The sequence below is a fragment of the Mesorhizobium onobrychidis genome (assembly GCF_024707545.1).
Taxonomy (GTDB): domain Bacteria; phylum Pseudomonadota; class Alphaproteobacteria; order Rhizobiales; family Rhizobiaceae; genus Mesorhizobium; species Mesorhizobium onobrychidis.
Window position 1 is genome coordinate 6,412,114 of record NZ_CP062229.1, and the last position, 14,615, is coordinate 6,426,728.

The following is a 14,615-nucleotide window of genomic DNA, read 5'->3' on the forward strand; positions in this document are numbered from 1 at the left end:
ATATGTGATGTACGGTTCGTATCGACCGCTTGTGGACGCAATTTGAGGTCGTCGCAGACGGAGATGCAGTATCTCCGTTCTTTCCAAGATGACATATTTGAGCTATCAGTCAACGTCCTTTGTGCTCATCATGAACAAACCTTCGCTTAGAAACTGGCTGATCGACAAGCCCTCCGCATCACCGGAGAGCCTGATCGTGCGATGCCTGCGTGAGCGCGGCGTGCTTTCTGCGTCGCAAATCGCGCACGTCACCGGTTTGGCGCGGTCGACAGTTTCAACCGCGCTCAATGGCTTGAGAAAGTCCGGAATGGTGATCGAATCCTCGGCCCACCATGACGGGGCCAGGGGCATTGGCAGGCCTGCCGCGACCTTGACGCTCAATCCCGCTGCGGGCACCTGTGTCGGAATCCACCTAGGCCTCGATGAGATGCGGTGCCTCGTCGCCGACGTCTCGCATTCTGTCATTGCCGAACAAACTATCGCCATGGGTCTGGACTACCAGCCACAACAGGCGGCGCGGCTCGCCAAGTCAGCAATTGCCCAATGCTACGAAGAGAACGGTCTGCCGATGGCGGGGCTCCTGGGGGTTGGGGTTTCCGTCTCGGGCCCTGTCAGCCGCGAAGGAGTGGTGCTGCGTGCGAGTATTGTTCCGACCTGGGCCGGGGTCAACATCCGCGATGTGTTCGGGCCGGTTCTCGAACAGCCGATTTTCGCCGATAACGAGAGCAACTGCTCCGCCATTGCCGAGCTGATGTGGGGCGCGGCCGTCGGCCAAGACGATTTCGTGCTGTTCAAGATCGATCTCGGCGTCGGCGGGGCCATTGTCCAGCATGGCAGGCTGGTGACGGGCATCGCCGGCGGCGCCGGCGAATTCGGGCATATCAGCATCGATCCAGGCGGCGATCTTTGCCGGTGCGGCAATCGCGGATGCCTGGAGCTCTATGCGAGTTTTGCCCGGCCGCTGGAGCAGATTTCGCGCATCGTGCGGCGGCCGGTCACGATGGACGAGGTGATCATGATGGCTGAACAGGGCGACGTCGGGGCGCTGCGGATGATCGAGGACACTGCCGAGTTCGCCGGCCGTGGGCTTGGCTTGATCGGCTCGGTGATCAATCCGCCGCTCATCATCATCGGTGGCCGCATGGCGTTGGCAGGCGACATTCTCCTGGCACCGCTGATCGCGTCATATGAACGCCACACGCTCATCAAGTCCCGCGACATCGCGCCTGCCCTGCGCACGCGGATAATCGTTGGCAAGCACACAGAGAACGACGCGTTGCTCGGCGCAGTCGGCCTGGTGCTGCGACACAACAGCCGACTGCAATGATTTGACTTTGCGCCGGGCCCCGCGGTTGAGATGAACCGCAATCGAATTGCGCTCCACGATTTGGGCCGCCAGGCCAGAAGCGGCCAGCCCAGCTCGAAGTTTCCGAACATGGGAGAGACATGGGGATGTCCGAGATCCTCAGCACCTGCGTAGTTGCGAATGTAGTCCACGCCTCCATTTTCGCATCTACCCGCACCCTCATGGCCGAGGATCGCCGGAAACAGGCCTTCGGGATCAGCGCCCGACAAAGTGAATTCGTCGGTGTGGCAGATGGCGGTCGCCTTGATGTCGACCAGCACCTCGCCGTCGCGCGGGCCGTCAAGGTCGACCTCCATAATCTCCAGCGGCTTTCCGGCGGCGACAGCAACAGCGGCGCACGTTTTCATCGGGCGGTTCTCCAGGATTGAGCGCAATTCAGCGAGATGGAAATATCGATCAGTGGCCAGCCACCGGCGAAGCCGCTAATCCTCGGGCGCAATTTCCACGCTGATGAGATTCAACCCCGCACTGAATGGAACCTGGCAGGAAAGCCGAGAGTTGGGACGACGGTGCGGTGACCCCTCGAGCAGTTCGTCCTCATCGGTGGACATCGGCGGCAGGGCCCCTGAAGCATCGGTATCGACGTAGACATGGCAGGTGGCGCAGGAGCAGCAACCGCCGCATATAGCGAGGATCTCGTCGATCCCGGACGAACGGATGTTTTCCATGACGGAAACACCGGCTTCGCCATCGAGGGAAACGTGCGTGCCGTCACGCTTGATGACCGTCAGTTTGGACATAGGGAAGGCTCCTGGTTGTACGGTGCGGGCGGCGCTGCGATGGCAGCGTGCTGGAGGGACTTCAACGTGATTGCCGTATCGGCCAGCATTTCCGGGGATGCGGAAACGCGCCCGGTAACGAGCCCCTTGCCCTCGACGTAGTCCTTGACCGCGTTGACGCAATCGAGCGCCTGCACCACGCCCTGCTTCAGATAGATGACCGAGAATTTCCGGGTCTTTGGATCGCCGCGAACGACCGCCTGATCGTGACCCGACGAGATCCCTACCGTCTGGAGCCGCAGATCGTATTGGTTCGACCAGAACCACGGGACCGTCTCGTAGTGCTCGGGGTGACCGGTGAGGACCTTGGCTACGGTCGCCGCCTGGTCAGACGCGTTCTGCACCGACTCAAGCCGGATGCGGACGTTGCCTGCGAACACATTCGCATGTCTTGCACAGTCGCCAATGGCAAAGACGTCCGGCAGGGCAGTCCGGCAGAATCCGTCGACATCAACGCCGTTTCCTCCGCTCGCTCCGGCTGCAAGAAGAGGCCCGACCGAGGGTTCGATGCCGATCCCGACGATCACCATGTCGGCCGCGACATGCTCCCCGCTGGACAGGCAAACAGCCTCTACCCGCCCGTCCCTGCCCTCAAGGCTTCGAACGGCAACACCAAGCCTGACATCGACGCCCATCGCCCGATGCTCGTCCTCATAGAACCTTGAGAGCGGTTCGCCGGCGACACGCGCGAGGACGCGATCCATCGCTTCGAGCACGGTGACCTGATGGCCTTGCTTTCTCAGCACGGCGGCTGCCTCAAGTCCGATATAGCCGCCTCCGATCACGATAATCCTCGCCGTCTCGGACAGCCTTTCCTGCATCGCGTCCACATCGGGGCGTGCTCGTACGCGATGAACGCCATCGAGTTGCCCACCGGGGCAGGCCAGTTTGCGGGCGGCGCCACCCGCTGCCCAGACAAGGCTGCCATATGTGAAGGCTGATCCGTCGGCGCATGTGAGCGAATGATTTCCGGCATCGACCTCTGTCACCCGGCGACCGAGCAACAGCGAAATCTCGCGCGTCTTCCAGAAGTCGATCGGCCGGATCAGGATCCGCGCGAACGGTTTTTCGCCCGCCAGATAGTCCTTCGACAGGGAAGGACGTTCGTAGGGCGGGTCGAACTCCTCTCCAAGCAGGCCAATCGATCCCTGAAAGTTTTGCTGTCGCAGCGAAATCGCGGTCTGGGCGCCGGCGTGGCCGGTTCCAACGATCAAGCAGTCGAAATGTTGGCTCATTTGCCTCCTCCGTTTGCGGGTGCCGGCACCGAGTTCCTCAAGCCGGGGTCGCGCAGTGTTTCTTTTTGGATGGGCGGCTAGGCGCGCCGCTCTGCGCCAATCAGCACGAAGGCCATGGTCGCGACCCTCGTGCCCCTGTTGCGCCATGCATGGCGGGTGCCACACTGGACCGCAACGTCGCCCTGACGCAGATGCGCCACCGCTCCATCATCGAGCTCAAGCCAGATCTCACCATCGAGCACGATGTCGTAGTCGACGGTATCGGTGGTGTGCATGCCGGGATTGTCCTGTTCGAACAGCTCGGCAAGGCCTGGAATGTGCGTGGCCTGTTCCTGGTCGGCCAGTGCCGGATCGAAGCCTGGGCCGGCAAAGACCGAGTCCGGCGGGAAGCGGACGATCATCAGTCGCGTTTCGCCGGGCGCGGGTGGAATGAACAGCAAAGGCGGTGCTGCCTCGACCTCTTGCGCCGGCAACTCGGGGGTGGCTGCGGTTGTCCAGCACACCGAGGTCATGAACTGCGGAATGCCTTCGTAGTGATGGACGTTGGGGACTGGCCCATCGCTGACAAAGACGGATTTGCCGTTTTGAATTCCGGTGACGACGCGCCGCGGAACGGTTTTCGAATCAGTCCTGGCTTGTTGCATCGACATATCTGAGCCCTTTCTCCTCCAGGCGGGGCCGCATATTGTTCATGTCGAGCCCCAGTTCTCCGGCCGCGTAGCGTCGACGCGTTTCGGCCTCGCGGACCTCCCGCGCACGCCCCTTCTCAAGGATTTCTGCCGCCTCGTTTCGGCGCACGACACAGACGCCATCGTCGTCGGCGACAATCACATCGCCAGGATGAACAAGGGCGCCCGCACACACGATCGGCACCTGAACATTGGCGACCGTCTCCTTGACGGTGCCTTGGGCGAATATCGATTTCGACCAGACCGGAAACCGCATTTCGGTCAGGCTTGCGATGTCGCGAACGCCTGCATCGATGATCAGGCCGCGCACACCGCGCGCCATCAAGGCGGTGGCAAGCAGATCGCCGAAATATCCGTCCTGCGACGGAGATGTCGGCGCCACGACCAGGATGTCGCCTGCCCGCGCCTGTTCGACGGCAACGTGGATCATCCAGTTGTCGCCCGGCGCGACCTCGCAGGTCAGCGCATTTCCAGCGACCCGCGCCGGCCTGTAGATTGGACTTACATATGAGGCCAGCAGCCCCATGCGTCCCTGGGCTTCGTGGATGGTGGCGACACCAAGCTCCTGTAGCCCGGCAATGATGTCGAGATCTGTCCGAGGAGTATTTCGCACGACAATTGGCACGCCTGATTTCCTCCCATGTCCGAATGCTACCTCCCGGCCCCCGGGTTGGCCCAAGTCCCGTGACAAATCAGGACCGAGTCGTTGACAACCGATTGGCATTCGGATACTAGATAGTATCTGAAGACGTTTTAGTATGTCAACTGACCATCATGCGTTCTTGAGTTGGTGGCCGGGATCCACGGGAGGAGATGTTTCGAATGCAGCTGGCGTTTCAGCAGTGCGAACGTGTGTGCAGTGACATGGGCAGGAGGGCGCTATGAGTGGATCCCTCGACGCCCTCACCGGCGAAAATCTGTTTCGCGACCCCTACCCGGTCTACGCAAGGCTACGCCGTGAGGCGCCGGTCAGCCTGTTTCAGGAAACCGGCGAGTGGTTCGTCACGCGCTGGTCGGATTGCCAGACGATCGGTGTCAAGGACGCGCTGTTCGGACCGTCGGACAGTTCAGGCCGGCCCGAAGCCCGCGTCATGGGCATGCCCAATGTCCTAAGCATGTCCGGACCCGAACACGCCTGCCTGCGCCAAGGCATCGACGAAAACCTCAGCGCCGAGAAGGTCAATGGCTATATCGAGCGTCTCGCCCGGCCGATCGTCAACCGGTTCATCAAATCGATCCGAGAACGGGGTGCTGCCGATCTGACCACCGAGCTGTTCGAGCCGATCAGCGTGCGCATCATCGGCGATTTCGTCGGCTTCACCGAGGTCGATGTCGATACGCTGACACGCTGGTTCCACTCCCTCAATGGCGGCCTGCAGCGGCCCAATGATCCAGATGCCTGGGCGGCCTGCGAGCGCGCACGCAACGAAATCGACGACGTCATGCGCCCGATCGTCGAGCGCGTGACTTCAAAACCCGACCATTCCCTGACCTCCCATGTCGTGCATGGCGGCATGGCGGAGGGGAAGGTGCGCGGCTTCGACGAGATCATGCCGACGATGCGCGTTATTGTTCTCGGCGGCCTGCAGGAGCCCGGTCATGGCGCTGCCAATGCGACCTTCGGGCTGCTCCAGGATCCGGCGCAGGCAGTCGCCTTGACTGTCGACCCCGCAGGGCTGGCGCAGCGGGCCTATGACGAAGGCCTGCGCTGGATCGCTCCCATCGGCGTCACCCCCCGGCTGGCGCGGGAAGAGTTCGAACTAGCCGGCACAGTCATTCCGAAAGGCGCCTCCGTGGCGATTGTGCTGGCGTCGGCTAACCGCGACGAGAGCCGTTTCGAGGACGCCGATCGATTCGTTCTCGACCGGCCGCGCAAGCAGCACGCCTCATTCGGCTACCGGCCGCATTTTTGTTCGGGCCATTATCTGAGCCGCTCGATTGGCAAGATCGCGCTTGAAGAAGCGTTTAGCTCGTTGCCGAACCTGCGCCTCGACCCGGACCGCGAAGTTGTCAGCAAGGGGTGGCGCTTCCGCGGCGTCATGAATTTGCCGGCCGTCTGGGACGCCTGAGCGGAGGCGGGTCGATCGTCATCTCGATTTCAACAACGGACGTTGCCTTTTCCGTTTCATCCGGTGCACAGCCATGATCATTGATTGCCACGGCCACTTCACCACGGAGCCTGCCGGACACCACGAGTTCCGGCAGAGCCAGGTCGCCTATGCCGAGGGTCGGGATGCGTCCAGGCCGCTCTATCCCAGCATATCGGATGACGAACTCCGTGACTCGATCGAGGCGAACCAGCTTCGTCTGCTGCGCGAGCGCGGCGCCGACATGACGATCTTCTCGCCGCGCGCCGCAGGCATGGGTCACCACATCGGCGACGAGGCGATCAGTGCCGAATGGGCGCGCTATTCGAACGACCTGATTGCGCGGATCGTATCGATGTTTCCCGACAATTTTGTCGGCGTGTGCCAACTCCCGCAGTCACCGGGAATTCCGATTGCCAATTCCATTCATGAGCTCGAACGCTGCGTCACCGAGCTTGGCTTCGTCGGCTGCAATCTCAATCCCGACCCGTCCGGCGGCCATTGGTCTTCACCACCTCTGACGGACAGATCCTGGTATCCGTTCTTTGAAAAGCTGGTCGAGCTCGACGTGCCGGCGATGGTCCACGTTTCCGGGTCGTGCAACGCCTGTTTCCACACAACCGGCGCCCACTACATCAATGCCGACACCACCGCCTTCATGCAGTTTCTGCAGGGCGACCTGTTTCGCGATTTCCCGGACCTGCGCATCGTCATTCCGCACGGCGGCGGCGCGGTCCCTTATCACTGGGGCCGTTACCGGGGACTGGCCGACATGCTGAAGAAGCCACCCCTCACCGAACATGTCATGAGGAACGTGTTCTTCGACACCTGCGTCTACCATCAGGCCGGCATCGATCTCCTGTTCCGGGTGATTTCGATCGACAACATCCTGTTCGGGTCCGAGATGATCGGCGCCGTCAGGGGCATCGACCCTGAAACCGGCCGTCCTTTCGATGACACCAAGCGCTACATCGAGGCGCTCGGACTGTCGGCGGGCGATCGCGCCAGGGTTTTTGAGCTGAACGCGCGCCGTGTGTACCCGCGGCTCGACTTGCGGCTGAAGCAAAGGCAGGCAGGCACCGAGCCCGCTTCCGACAGACCGGCCCTCGCGGAATGATCGCGATGGGCCAGTCTCCCCAGGGAGCCCTCCTCATCAGCGTCGCGCTGGTAGCAGCTGCGTCGTTCCTGATGGCCGGCATCTTGAAATGGCGCCACATCGGCTCGCCATGGAGCGAACTGCTGCTGCCGGCAATTTTCCTTGCGGCCTACTACCTCGTCTATAACAAGGTACCGGCCTTCCCGCCCGTCGGAGCAGTCAACAAGATTTTCTATGTCGCCGTGCTGGGAACGGTCGTCGGCGTCGCTGTCGATCTGCTCAAGCTGCCGAAATTGTCTCGCGCAATCGTGTTGCTGCAACCCGTCGCCGCTGCCTTCTACATCGGCTGGGTACGGCTGACCGACGGACCGATCGAGGTGATCGTTGCCGCCGCCGCTGGGCTGCTGGTCATGCTCTTGCTGTCACGTGACCAGAATGGTGAGGCCGGCGAAGCAAATCTCCGGCGGGCCATCGTGCTCGGGATCTTCTGCCTGGGATTCGCCCCTCTCGCGCTGTTCGGCGCGTCATCGTCCAGCTTCCAGCTTCTGATCATCTTCGCCGTGGCGATATTCGCCAGCCTTGTCTGGAACGTTGCCAATGCACAATATGCCTTCGCCACGACGGCAATGCTCGGCGGCGCGGGCAGCATCCTGGCGGTGGTGCTAGCCGTCACGCTGATCACGCGCAAGACCGATCTGGCAATCCTTTGCCTGTTTGGCGCCGTCTTCCTTGCGCCGCTGGCGAGCAGTCGGTTTGCGCGCGTATTCCCGGCAAAAGGGCAAGCCGCGCGCCTGGCGATCTTCACGGTCCTTTGCCTTGTTCCCGCGGCATCCGCGGTCGCCGTGGCGATCATCCGCTATGGCGCGAGTTTTCCGGTTTAACAATGGAGGAGAAGGACAATGCCTAAAGTCATACATGCCTTACTAGCATCAACAGTCATGTCAGTAGCCCTATGCGCGGGCGCGGCAAAAGCCACCACATTCGACGTCGACATCGTTCATTCGCATATCGCTTTTTTTATCGACCATCTCGGTTTCTCGAAAGTCATTGGCACCGCCAACGACTTTTCCGGCAGCTTCGAGTTCGACGCCGCAAAGCCGGAATCAAGCACCCTCAACGTGACCGTGAAGGTCGCGGGCCTGTCGACGAACAGCAAGCAGCGCGACGATGATATCCAGGGCGCGGACTGGTTCAACGCCACCGAGTTTCCGGACATCACCTTCGTCGGCAAGGACTTCAAGAAGGTCGACGACAAGACCGGCACCATCGCTGGCGACCTGACAATCGCCGGTGTCACCAAACCCACGACACTGAATGTCACCTTCAACAAGGAAGGGCAGAACCCCTGGGACAAGAGCCATGTCGTTGGGTTCAGCGCACGCACCACTGTCAAGCGCAGCGATTTCGGCATGAAAGCCGCACAGGGCATGATCGGCGATGACGTCGACCTCTACATCGAAGTGGAAGGCCGGGGCCGCTAGGTCCTTTGCAACCCGGGGCCAGGCAGCACCGAGGTGTTGCCGGGTACCGGCGGCCTGCTCGGCGGGTGAGCCCTGCAACAGATTCGGGCTCAGGCCCGTTTGCCGTCGGCGGCCTTTCCGTAGGCGTCATACATGGACATGAGAGCAAGCCTGACGAGGTCGCCGACGGATGGCCCATCGGTAAAGCTCGACGCCGCTCCATAAGTAAGCTCGAAGACAATTCCACCGAGCGTCTCAGGATCGGCTGGCGCAGCGCCCTTCGGAAACAGCTTCAACAGGATTTCTCCAAGGCCGGTCCACTGCTTGCGGAACAGATGAGCGTGGCGATCACCAAATGTGGCGTCGTGCTTTGCGCGCCGGAAAAGGTCCAGCGCCAGCATGCCCCAGCTGGAATCCGAGGCGCGCATGACCGACCACTTGCTGATCGCATCGATCATCTCGCGCGGATCTTCGAGCTTTTCAAGGATTTTGGCGATTTCATCGACGTCCTGAACCGAGTGCGTTTCCAGCAGTTCCAGGAAGACCTCCTCCTTGCTGCTGAAGTTTGAATAGAACGCACCCTTGCTGAAGCCGGCCTCTTCCGCGATCCGATCGATCGAGGCGCCCTCATAGCCCTCTCGCGCCATGACGTCGTAGGCTGACGCCAGTATCTTCTCGCGCGTCAGCGCCCGACTCTCTTCGCGGGTCAATCGCTTCCGCACAATCTTGGTTTTCGCCGCAACCGCCATTCCAAGCTCCTGCTCCACACTGTCAGTATGGTTTGAAGGTTAGCAAAGTGTCGTCATAAAGAAGTCCGCATCAAAGTAGCTACGACTTTCCGCTTTCGCTATCCAGCCACAGACAGCGCGCATGCACAGGCCCAGAACACCATGAATTCCGGTCCTTGCTTCTGCCAGCGCCAGTTGAAACCGTTGATCTTGACGACAGCGTAACTCGCGCCGGCAAGCACCAGAACGGCTAGAGCCGCCGCTGCCTCTTGCCAGATGCCCGTTACCAGACCGGCGCCCGCGACAATCTCCGTCAGAATGGTCGCAACGACCAAGGCGCGCGGCGGGTAAAGTCCGGCCTTTGCGAATGTCCCCGATGCCGGACCGACGTTTCGTATCTTGCCGATGCAGTGCGGCAGGAACCACACGCCGCAGAGGATTCGCAATGCCACCAAGGGCTCGAATGAGGTCAGATCCATCGCAGCATGATCCTCACAGCCGGCCAGTGTTCTGGAGAAAGCTCATGTCGAGGGTCGAGCGCGCATCGTCTTCGGCGGTGGCGTCGAGGAGATCGGCCTTGACCATCAGTTCAATCGTCTTGCTGAAGGCGGCGTCAGGAATTTCCAGAGCCGGCGGAAACATCTGCTGCCGGCGCATGTAGTTGAGCGCCCTCAGCGAATAGGAGGCGTCGGAGCGGGTGATCTCCATCAGGATCGGCACGAGCACCGCATCCTTCGACTGGTCGTAGATGATTGCAGTCGCCTCGATCAGCCCCTTGAACAGCGCCCTGATCGCACCGTCGTTCTGCCCGAGCCAATCGGCGTCGCCAATCACCGCGGTGAAGACGATCTCGGGAATGGCGTCGGTGACCTCGCCAAGGTTTGAATAGCCGGCGTCGATGGCGACGAAATTCAACGGCACCGGTTGAACGGCGGCGTCGATCCGGCCTTCCTGCAACGCCTGCCAGCGCTCTGGATGCACCCCGACGACCGCGAACTCATAGTCTCCGGGATATATCAGGCCATGCATCGCGAGCATCTCGCGCGTATAGATGGACGTGCCTTCAGTCAGGGAAGACGTTCCCAGCACGCAGCCATTCAGGTCTTCGATGCGTTTGATGTCAGGTCTGGCGACCAGCGACATCGGCAACCGGTTGGCATTGCCGGCGATGATACGCAGCCGCCCGCCCGCAATCTTGTCGGCGATCGCACCTTCCGGCGGGGTGATCGCCAGGTTTGCTTCACCCGCACGCACGGCCGCGGTGGCCTTGTCGACACTGCCCATCCGCTTGAGCACGAGGTCGAGCCCATGCCGGGCGAAGATGCCCTGATGCTGGGCGACGAAGACCGGCAGCCAGTTGAACCCCAATGCCCCGCCGGCCAGCGTCACCGGCGCCGTCGAACTCTCGACGGCCGCATGTCCTGATTGCGATGTCATGATTTCCTCCTCCGTGACTCAGCCGATCTGCTCGAGGGACGACCTGCGGCAGTGCCTGGTTCATTTTTCTGAAATGACCGAATGGCCTATTGCGTTTTTAGATACTTGTTGGTATTTGAAAACCATATCGTATGTCAAGGCGTGTATCGAGGACCAAGCGCCACCGGGAGGAGAAGAATATGACGTTGTTTATGCGTGCCGCTCGCATGCACGAAGTCGGTCAGCCGATGCGGATCGATACGGTCGAGCGTCCAGTGGCCAAGGCGACTGACGTCGTCGTTCAGGTCAAGTCCTGCGGGATGGTTCCAAATCTCGGCAACGTCCTGGCCAACTGGCCGAAATGGTGCCCGCATCTGCCGCTGCCAAAACTCCCGGCCACGTTCGGACTGGATCCTGCCGGCATCGTGTCCGAGGTCGGCGAACAGGTCATCGGCATCAAGCCCGGCGATCGCGTCTATGTCAGCCCGGTCCGCTCGTGCGGCGCCTGCCCCGCCTGCCTGTCCGGCAAGCGGACGCAGTGCAACCACTTCACCTTCAACGGCTATTTCGGATTTCAGCCGCAGTCGCAGAAGCTTTTCGACATGTATCCTAATGGCGGCTTCTGCGAATATATGGCCGCGCCCCAATACGCCATCGTCAAGCTGCCGGACAACATCACCTTCCCCGAGGCAGCAAGGCTCGGATATCTGGGCACCGCTTTTTCGGCGATCAAGAAGGCGGGCCCGCTGGTCGGAAAGAGCATGGTCATCAACGGGGTGTCGGGAACCCTCGGCCTCGGCGCTACCTTGATCGCGCTGGCCATGGGTGTGTCGCGCATCTTCGGCACCGGACGGAACAAGGAACTCCTGAACCGCGTCAAGGCCCTGGCGCCCGGGCGCATCGAAGTCTTCTCGACCGATGACGGCGCGATCACCGACTGGGTCAAATCGCGCACCGATGGCCAGGGCGCCGACATCATGCTCGACACGCTGGGGGCCGTGGCCTCGCTGGCCATCTTCGATGACGCCATGCACGCCATCCGTCGCGGCGGCACGATCGTCAACATCGGCGGTACAACGGGCACTATTCCGATCGACCTCAAATGGCTGATGGACGAGCAGATGAGCTTGATCGGGTCCGTCTGGTTCACCACGGCCGAAGGCTACGAAATGGTCGACATGATCCGGGCCGGAGCCATCGACCTCTCCATTCTGGAACACGAGATCGCGTCACTCGACGACATCAACAAGGCGATCTCGGGAATCGGGAGCCGACATGGCGGGTTCAGCAACTACCTGATCGCGCCGTAAGCCGAGCAGGCTGCTGGACGGGGGAGCTCCAGCAGTCGGTGACACAGCCCGTGGGAGGCGGGAGTTTCATGCATCAGTCTGTCGATGCCGGGCGAAAGCCATTGTTGGACGTGCAGGGCGTTTCCGTACGCTTTGGCGGTGTGAAAGCGCTCGATAGCGTCAGCCTGGGCGTAAGCGCCGGCGAGATCTGCGGTCTGATCGGCCCGAACGGCGCCGGCAAGACCACGCTCTTCAACTGCATCACGCGCTTCTACGCGATCGAGAGCGGCTCGATACGGCTGTCTGGAGAGCGGATTGACGCGCTGCCTGTGCAGCGGGTGATTTCCAGCGGAATTGCGCGCACGTTCCAGAACCTCGGCATCTATCCGCGGCTGACCGTTCTGGAGAACGTCCTGCTCGGCGCCCGCCATCTCCACGGCGGCTCCATGCTGGGCTCATTGTTCCGGCCACGCCTCACATCGACAAGGGAACGCGAGGCCCGGCAGTGGTGTGGCTCGATCCTGCGCGACCTTCAGCTTGAGTCCGTTGCCGACCATCAAGCCGACGCCTTGCCCTATGGAACCTTGAAGCGCGTCGAGATCGCCCGCGCGATTGCGGCAAGGCCCAGCCTGCTGCTGCTCGATGAGCCGGCGGGCGGGCTGACGCATGGCGAGGTTTCCGAGTTTGGCGACCTCGTCAGGCGCGTGCGCGACCAGTATGGGGTCACGGTCCTCTTGGTCGAACACCATATGGGTCTGGTGATGTCGCTGTGCAGCCGCCTGGTGGTGCTGCATCTCGGCAGGAACCTCGCCGAAGGCACGCCCGCGGACATCAGGGCCAACCCTGAAGTTGTCAGCGCCTATCTGGGGCGGGCCTGACCATGCTGTCGGTGGAACATCTCGAGGCCGGCTACGGATCGCTGCAGGTGTTGCGCGGCATAGACTTCGCCATCGAGGAAGGCACCATCGTCGCCTTGCTCGGCTCGAATGGCGCCGGCAAGACAACCACGCTTCGCGCCGTCTCCGGCCTCATTCCGGCCCGCGGCCGCATCGAGTTCGCCGGGAAGTCGCTGATCGGTCTGAACCCGGCGCGGCGAGTTGAGCTTGGCCTCGCCCATATCCCGCAAGGTCGCGGCACATTCGCCAGCTTCAGCGTCGAGGAAAACCTTGCTCTCGGTGCCACAATTGTAAGCTCGCGCAAGCAGATCGCGGACGATCTGGAGCGCTGGTACGCGGTCTTTCCGCGTCTGCGCGAGAGACGGCGCCAGCAGGCCGGCACCCTCAGCGGCGGCGAACAGCAGATGCTGGCGATCGCGCGGGCATTGATGTCGCGCCCTCGCATCCTGATGTGCGACGAACCCTCGCTGGGGTTGGCGCCGGCAATCGTCGACGAGCTGTTCTCCATCATCGTGCGGCTCAACGCCGAACACGGCACCACGGTGCTGATTGTCGAGCAGAACGCCGACCGGACGCTGCGCATCGCCCACACCGCGTATGTGATGGAGGCCGGCGAGATCACGCTGCGGGGCAAGGCCGCCGACCTGTTGGCCGATGCCTCGGTCCAACGTTCCTATCTCGGAGTCTGACATGACCCTGCTCTTCCAGCTGGTATGGGACGGCCTCGCCGCGGGGGCAATCTATGGTGCCCTGGCGCTGGCGCTGGTGCTCATCTACCGGGCCACGCATATCGTCAACTTTGGCCAGGGCGAGATGGCGACGTTTTCCGCCTATGTCGCATGGCAGCTCGAACAATGGGGCTTGCCGACCGCCCTGGCCTTCACGACAGCGGCGATCTTCTCATTTCTCCTCGGCGCCGCGGTGTTCTGGGCAGTCGTCAAGCCGGTCTACCGCGCGCGGCCAGAAAGCATCGCGGTGCTCACGCTTGGCCTCTTTGTTGTCTTCGGCGCTGGCTGCCTGTGGATATGGGGAGCCGATCCGCGGGCGTTTGGCGACGTCTTTCCGCAAGGCGGCTGGACGATCGGCGGCGTCAGGATCACCGCAGCAGCACTTGGCCTGGTTGCCGTCCTAGGCGGCCTCGCGGTGGCTTTCGCCACGCTGTTTCGCGTCACGCGGCTGGGACTGCAAATGCGGGCGGCGGCTTCCGACAGCGAGAACAGCCTGCTGGTCGGAATACGCGTCGAGACCATGCTGACCCTCGGCTGGGGGCTTGCCGCCGTCGTCGGCTTCCTGGCGGCAGCGCTGGTCGCGCCACGCCTGTTTCTCAGCCCGGGCATGATGGCGCCGGTTCTCATCTACGCGCTGGCGGCCGCCACCCTCGGCGGCTGGGACAGCCCGATGGGCGCGATTGTCGGCGGCCTGCTGATTGGCGTCGTCGAAAGCGTCGGCGCGACCTTTATCTCCTTCATTGGCGCGGATCTGCGGCTGGCGGTCCCGATCGTGGTGACGCTCGTGGTGCTGCTGGTTCGCCCGACAGGCTTGTTCGGCACAGTAGCGGCGGTGCGGGTATGAGG

16 protein-coding genes and 1 pseudogene are annotated in these 14,615 nt (G+C 62.1%); 9 read left to right on the forward strand and 8 right to left on the reverse strand.

The genetic code is table 11. The features are described 5' to 3' along the window. Positions 1–130: 130 nt before the first annotated feature. A complete protein-coding gene (locus IHQ72_RS31665) occupies positions 131–1,327 on the forward strand; it encodes an ROK family transcriptional regulator (protein WP_258119605.1) in 1,197 nt (398 codons plus the stop codon). A 188-nt stretch (positions 1,328–1,515) separates the two neighbouring features. On the opposite strand, the pseudogene IHQ72_RS31670 reads toward IHQ72_RS31665, so the two are convergent. The 5 genes and pseudogenes from IHQ72_RS31670 to IHQ72_RS31690 form a co-directional block, all read right to left on the reverse strand. After that, positions 1,516–1,713 (reverse strand): annotated as a pseudogene (locus IHQ72_RS31670) (alcohol dehydrogenase catalytic domain-containing protein); the annotation flags it as partial. 75 nt (positions 1,714–1,788) lie between these two features. After that, complete coding sequence (locus IHQ72_RS31675) at positions 1,789–2,106, reverse strand: 2Fe-2S iron-sulfur cluster-binding protein (protein ID WP_258119606.1); 318 nt, start codon at positions 2,104–2,106, stop codon at positions 1,789–1,791. Continuing rightward, entirely contained in the window at positions 2,094–3,380 is a 1,287-nt protein-coding gene (locus tag IHQ72_RS31680) for an NAD(P)/FAD-dependent oxidoreductase (RefSeq protein WP_258119607.1), read from the reverse strand. Before IHQ72_RS31680 ends, IHQ72_RS31675 begins: the two co-directional genes overlap by 13 nt. Positions 3,381–3,457: 77 nt before the next feature. Beyond that, positions 3,458–4,030, reverse strand: coding sequence for a cupin domain-containing protein (locus tag IHQ72_RS31685; RefSeq protein WP_258119608.1), 573 nt, complete (start codon positions 4,028–4,030; stop codon positions 3,458–3,460). Continuing rightward, positions 4,005–4,694: a 4-carboxy-4-hydroxy-2-oxoadipate aldolase/oxaloacetate decarboxylase gene (locus IHQ72_RS31690; RefSeq protein ID WP_258119610.1), complete on the reverse strand. Its 690-nt coding sequence runs from the start codon at positions 4,692–4,694 to the stop codon at positions 4,005–4,007. The genes IHQ72_RS31685 and IHQ72_RS31690 overlap by 26 nt, the downstream gene beginning before the upstream one ends. Positions 4,695–4,950: 256 nt before the next feature. On the opposite strand from IHQ72_RS31690, the gene IHQ72_RS31695 reads away from it, so the two are divergent. The 4 genes from IHQ72_RS31695 to IHQ72_RS31710 all read left to right on the forward strand — a co-directional run bounded on the left by IHQ72_RS31695 (position 4,951) and on the right by IHQ72_RS31710 (position 8,733). Continuing rightward, the gene (locus tag IHQ72_RS31695; protein WP_258119614.1) at positions 4,951–6,138 is read left to right on the forward strand and encodes a cytochrome P450; all 1,188 of its coding nucleotides are present in this window, start codon (positions 4,951–4,953) and stop codon (positions 6,136–6,138) included. 73 nt (positions 6,139–6,211) lie between these two features. After that, complete coding sequence (locus IHQ72_RS31700) at positions 6,212–7,273, forward strand: amidohydrolase family protein (RefSeq protein ID WP_258119615.1); 1,062 nt, start codon at positions 6,212–6,214, stop codon at positions 7,271–7,273. A 5-nt stretch (positions 7,274–7,278) separates the two neighbouring features. Beyond that, positions 7,279–8,133: a hypothetical protein gene (locus IHQ72_RS31705; protein WP_258119617.1), complete on the forward strand. Its 855-nt coding sequence runs from the start codon at positions 7,279–7,281 to the stop codon at positions 8,131–8,133. A 57-nt stretch (positions 8,134–8,190) separates the two neighbouring features. Further along, positions 8,191–8,733, forward strand: a complete 543-nt coding sequence (locus tag IHQ72_RS31710; RefSeq protein ID WP_258119618.1) for a YceI family protein — start codon at positions 8,191–8,193, stop codon at positions 8,731–8,733. 89 nt (positions 8,734–8,822) lie between these two features. Here the strand turns inward: IHQ72_RS31710 and IHQ72_RS31715 are convergent, their stop codons facing one another. The 3 genes from IHQ72_RS31715 to IHQ72_RS31725 all read right to left on the reverse strand — a co-directional run bounded on the left by IHQ72_RS31715 (position 8,823) and on the right by IHQ72_RS31725 (position 10,877). Continuing rightward, entirely contained in the window at positions 8,823–9,461 is a 639-nt protein-coding gene (locus tag IHQ72_RS31715; RefSeq protein WP_258119620.1) for a TetR/AcrR family transcriptional regulator, read from the reverse strand. A 98-nt stretch (positions 9,462–9,559) separates the two neighbouring features. Further along, entirely contained in the window at positions 9,560–9,919 is a 360-nt protein-coding gene (locus tag IHQ72_RS31720; RefSeq protein ID WP_258119622.1) for a DoxX family protein, read from the reverse strand. A gap of 13 nt (positions 9,920–9,932) precedes the next feature. Then, complete coding sequence (locus tag IHQ72_RS31725) at positions 9,933–10,877, reverse strand: ABC transporter substrate-binding protein (protein ID WP_258119623.1); 945 nt, start codon at positions 10,875–10,877, stop codon at positions 9,933–9,935. 179 nt (positions 10,878–11,056) lie between these two features. Between IHQ72_RS31725 and IHQ72_RS31730 the strand changes: the two genes are divergently transcribed. The 4 genes from IHQ72_RS31730 (at position 11,057) to IHQ72_RS31745 (ending at position 14,613) form a co-directional block, all read left to right on the forward strand. Then, positions 11,057–12,166, forward strand: a complete 1,110-nt coding sequence (locus tag IHQ72_RS31730) for an alcohol dehydrogenase catalytic domain-containing protein (protein ID WP_258119624.1) — start codon at positions 11,057–11,059, stop codon at positions 12,164–12,166. A 68-nt stretch (positions 12,167–12,234) separates the two neighbouring features. Further along, entirely contained in the window at positions 12,235–13,023 is a 789-nt protein-coding gene (locus tag IHQ72_RS31735) for an ABC transporter ATP-binding protein (RefSeq protein ID WP_258119625.1), read from the forward strand. Positions 13,024–13,025: 2 nt separating this feature from the next. Beyond that, positions 13,026–13,730 (forward strand): ABC transporter ATP-binding protein, encoded by a 705-nt coding sequence (locus IHQ72_RS31740; protein WP_258119627.1) that lies wholly within the window; start codon positions 13,026–13,028, stop codon positions 13,728–13,730. Position 13,731: 1 nt separating this feature from the next. Further along, positions 13,732–14,613 (forward strand): branched-chain amino acid ABC transporter permease, encoded by an 882-nt coding sequence (locus IHQ72_RS31745; RefSeq protein WP_258119628.1) that lies wholly within the window; start codon positions 13,732–13,734, stop codon positions 14,611–14,613. Positions 14,614–14,615 lie beyond the last annotated feature (2 nt).

Bases quoted from the DNA above. Each gene is read 5' to 3' on its own strand.
- IHQ72_RS31665 (WP_258119605.1), top strand. From the start codon at position 131: ATGAACAAACCTTCGCTTAGAAACTGGCTGATCGACAAGCCCTCCGCA.
- IHQ72_RS31675 (WP_258119606.1), bottom strand. From the start codon at position 2,106: ATGTCCAAACTGACGGTCATCAAGCGTGACGGCACGCACGTTTCCCTC.
- IHQ72_RS31680 (WP_258119607.1), bottom strand. From the start codon at position 3,380: ATGAGCCAACATTTCGACTGCTTGATCGTTGGAACCGGCCACGCCGGC.
- IHQ72_RS31685 (WP_258119608.1), bottom strand. From the start codon at position 4,030: ATGTCGATGCAACAAGCCAGGACTGATTCGAAAACCGTTCCGCGGCGC.
- IHQ72_RS31695 (WP_258119614.1), top strand. From the start codon at position 4,951: ATGAGTGGATCCCTCGACGCCCTCACCGGCGAAAATCTGTTTCGCGAC.
- IHQ72_RS31700 (WP_258119615.1), top strand. From the start codon at position 6,212: ATGATCATTGATTGCCACGGCCACTTCACCACGGAGCCTGCCGGACAC.
- IHQ72_RS31705 (WP_258119617.1), top strand. From the start codon at position 7,279: ATGGGCCAGTCTCCCCAGGGAGCCCTCCTCATCAGCGTCGCGCTGGTA.
- IHQ72_RS31710 (WP_258119618.1), top strand. From the start codon at position 8,191: ATGTCAGTAGCCCTATGCGCGGGCGCGGCAAAAGCCACCACATTCGAC.
- IHQ72_RS31715 (WP_258119620.1), bottom strand. From the start codon at position 9,461: ATGGCGGTTGCGGCGAAAACCAAGATTGTGCGGAAGCGATTGACCCGC.
- IHQ72_RS31720 (WP_258119622.1), bottom strand. From the start codon at position 9,919: ATGGATCTGACCTCATTCGAGCCCTTGGTGGCATTGCGAATCCTCTGC.
- IHQ72_RS31725 (WP_258119623.1), bottom strand. From the start codon at position 10,877: ATGACATCGCAATCAGGACATGCGGCCGTCGAGAGTTCGACGGCGCCG.
- IHQ72_RS31730 (WP_258119624.1), top strand. From the start codon at position 11,057: ATGACGTTGTTTATGCGTGCCGCTCGCATGCACGAAGTCGGTCAGCCG.
- IHQ72_RS31735 (WP_258119625.1), top strand. From the start codon at position 12,235: ATGCATCAGTCTGTCGATGCCGGGCGAAAGCCATTGTTGGACGTGCAG.
- IHQ72_RS31740 (WP_258119627.1), top strand. From the start codon at position 13,026: ATGCTGTCGGTGGAACATCTCGAGGCCGGCTACGGATCGCTGCAGGTG.
- IHQ72_RS31745 (WP_258119628.1), top strand. From the start codon at position 13,732: ATGACCCTGCTCTTCCAGCTGGTATGGGACGGCCTCGCCGCGGGGGCA.